Origin of the sequence: Klebsiella sp. 18074 (assembly GCF_902705905.1) — a bacterium.
GTDB lineage: Bacteria > Pseudomonadota > Gammaproteobacteria > Enterobacterales > Enterobacteriaceae > Klebsiella > Klebsiella terrigena.
This window is the reverse complement of record NZ_CACSIS010000071.1, coordinates 1-3351: the sequence shown is the minus strand read 5'-3', so window position 1 is coordinate 3351 and position 3351 is coordinate 1. Positions and strand designations below refer to the sequence as shown.

The 3351-nt window shown below is 49.4% G+C and carries 2 protein-coding genes and 1 pseudogene; all 3 read left to right on the top strand.

Features of this window, described 5'->3' with window-relative positions:
- Positions 1-284: pseudogene (locus GVK32_RS29380) on the top strand (hypothetical protein); the annotation flags it as partial.
- The gene (locus GVK32_RS28430) at positions 284-676 is read left to right on the top strand and encodes an NlpC/P60 family protein (protein WP_159874190.1); all 393 of its coding nucleotides are present in this window, start codon (positions 284-286) and stop codon (positions 674-676) included. The pseudogene GVK32_RS29380 and the gene GVK32_RS28430, both read left to right, overlap by 1 nt.
- Positions 663-3161 (top strand): host specificity factor TipJ family phage tail protein, encoded by a 2499-nt coding sequence (locus GVK32_RS28425; protein ID WP_159874188.1) that lies wholly within the window; start codon positions 663-665, stop codon positions 3159-3161. Before GVK32_RS28430 ends, GVK32_RS28425 begins: the two co-directional genes overlap by 14 nt.
- Positions 3162-3351 lie beyond the last annotated feature (190 nt).

The following is a 3351-nucleotide window of genomic DNA, read 5'->3' as shown; positions in this document are numbered from 1 at the left end:
CGGTACTAAGCACAAAAATCAGCTTCGCCATGTTCACGCAGGATGTGAAAGGCGTGCTGAAAGGCTGGACTGGCGCAGCACGGATGATTCCGATCCAGTTCACGTACCAGATATGGGATCAGATAGGAGATGCCACACCGCTGAAGACGTACCATCTGTTTGTGAAGGATGTCTCAGGGGATGCGGACAATGTCAGTATTACCGTGGGGATGTCAAACCCGCTATCAGTTACCAACCCAATCATATACACCACGAGAAATTATCCCGGCCTGAGTAACTCCTGATGAACAGAGATGATTTTATCCGGCGCGTTATACGCAAGCCGTGGGCTGACCGCGCCTGCAGTTTCGAGCAAATGGACTGCTGGGGCCTGGTAGTTCTCTACTACAGGCATGTCCTTGGCATTGAGATTCACCAGACAAAGGGTTACGAAGCCGGCGAGGACTTTGTTACCTGTTTTGAGGATGACGTTGTTTTCTGGAGCCCATCTACGGGACGAGAAGGTGATGTTGTGGTGTTTTACTCTGCTGATATTCCGGCACATGTCGGTTTAGTTATGCCTTCCGGAAAATGCCTGCACTCCCGGGGAGAGGGTGGAACGGTGCGACTTGATTCTCTCCTTGCTGTTCAAGCCCATTACACGACTATGGAGTTTCTGACTTATGGCAATGTATGAGGTTCAGCGACTGCCTGGCGCGCCAAAAGAGAAAGGCAGAATAAGCGCCGGCCTGCCGTTGGTGCGTTGGCTTGATAGCCTGAAGCTGCACAATAATGTCGTGATCCGACTGAATGGCCGGGAGCTTGACGATGATTTTGATGTGAGTTATCGCATCATGCCTGATGACATAATTCAGGTATTCGATCAGCCAAAAGGTGGGAGCTTCATCAAGGGAAGCGCAATTATCCTTGGTGCATTCACCTATAAGTCCGACATGAAAATAATCGGCAAGGTTCTTGGGGCGCTGGTTCAGTCACCTGACGCATCAGCGTCATCAGTGGCTACAGGCGAATCATCAAATAACGACCTGACCGGGCAGACAAACAAGGCGCGTCTTTACAAGGGGCGTCCAAATATCTACGGGCATGTCAGGTCTTATCCCGACCTCATACAGGAAGCGCTGTATGAGTATATCGACGACAACAAATACATTACTGAGTGGTTTGAGGTCGGCTATGGGAAATACACAATTTCCTCTGTGCGTTACTCAGAATCAAACCTCGGCAGCCTGTCCGGGGCAAGCTACACGCCATATCAGCCCGGTGAAAATATCGGTTTAATGAATGTCGGCTACCAGTTTGATGATATCGACGGTGAAGAGGTTCCCGGGCCGAATGAGAGCGACGATTTCCCGGCAGAAACTGCAACTTCGGCGAGCATAGTTTCCGGCGGATTCATTGATGGACAGCTTGTTATTAAGCAACTTGCTAATGTGGATAATTTCGCCTACTTCGCAGATCTCGCTTTCCCTCACTCAGTCTCGTTCGTTATCAATGTTTCCTATGCCGGCAGCGGCGGACCAGTAACTAAGGACGTTACAGGATACGGTGATATCTGGAGCGCGGAGCAGGTTATCGACCCGGTTGATAGCCAAGTTTACTATAACTTCATCATAGGCAATCTTAGCGGTGGAGAGATTGCCTCACTCCCATCTGATGCTGTCCTGAACCTTACTAAATTTGTTCTGAATGACATGCAAGCCCTGGTGATTGGTCCGGCATTCTCACCGATTGAAGCAGAGCAGTTATGGGTGCACGTTCAGACCCAACTGGGCGCTACTGCGGGAGAATCCAGTTACCTGATTAAATTCTGGAAGGTGGACGAGAACAATAATGCAATTCCTGGCACTGCGGAGTCATTTGCATATACCCTCGATAATGATTTTCAGGTCACCACTAAGAATTATCGCAAAACGTATAAATATACGCCTGCTGCCGGTTCCGGCCGCTATGCGGTAACTATTGAGAGAACGAACAACAGCAACGACTCCAACGTTGTAACACTCATGGCTATTCATGCCGTAAACGTTCGCGAAAATGTAGTTTATCCCGATGACACGATTATCTCTGTCAGGTTGAAAGGGAGTAATACTTCAAACACAAACCGCGAGCAGAAATACAATCTACTGGCACAGAGGAACACCATCTCCTATAACGCCTCAACCGGCCTGGTTGATTACACCCTCAGGCCTTCGCGAAGGTTTGCGGATGCAGTGCTCCATGAGTGGTTAGTGGTCGGGAAGCAAGAGCTATCGAGAATTGATGTCGCGACGCTTTACAGCATCCAGTCATCGTTTACTGATGAGCAATTATCCTACTTCGATTACACGTTCTCAGATGCCAGCCAGTCAATAGGTGAGCGCATTCAGACCATATGCGATGCAGCCCGGGTTAATTTTAACTACGTGGGGGATATGCTGACATTCTGGCGTGATGAGGCGGTAGTTACTCCAGATGCGATTTTTGCACGGAGCAATATGTTATGGGATGGCTACGGCATTAGCTACGCGATGACTTTGCCGAGCGGATATGACGGTATAGCGCTCGATTACACCGACCCAATCACAAACGATAAAGCGTATATTTATTTATCCGTTGATCAGGATGGGATAGCCGAAGTAGACGATGCCACAGTCAACGCCATGACCGTGTCCTTGCTAGGATGCAGAAATAAACCACAGGCGCTTGATCGGGCATATCTGGAGGCCAGAAAGCTTCTTTACTCCCGCTTATCGATGACGGCGACGGTTTTTGAAACCACTCAGGTGGTTAGGGGGGCCGTTGTTCAGTTGCCAGATATGTACGACAACGCCCAGCAAACGGGCTATCTGACCGGGAGAAATGGCGACATTTTTTCTACATCAGAACGTATTGATTTTGGTGGCGGTGATGTGTGGGTCGTGATTACCGATAGCCTGGGTAATTATCATGGTAGGTGGCGGGCATATCCAGTGGACGGAAACAATAAGGCATTCACCGCTGCTGCAGATGGTTTTGATATCAATATCTATGATGGTTACGAAGTTCAGGTGGCCAGCCGGTACTTCATCGCCACCGATACAGAACTCAATTCGACAATCTGGCGCGTCGAAACAGCCAAACCCAATGGCGACGACACCCAGACATTAACCCTCTCTGAATATTCAGACTCGATTTACCCGTAAGCAGTAATAACCAACCTTCGCGCACACCTTCGGATTTTATTCTGCGGGTTTCGTGCGCCTTTATATAGGGCGACAAGCACATGGCAGAAGTTCCACTCCCGACACCTACGCAGGCACCGGTACCCAGCACAGACATCCGGAACAGTGTTTATGCCGGAGCTATGCTGGATAAAGTAGTTACCAGCACTGA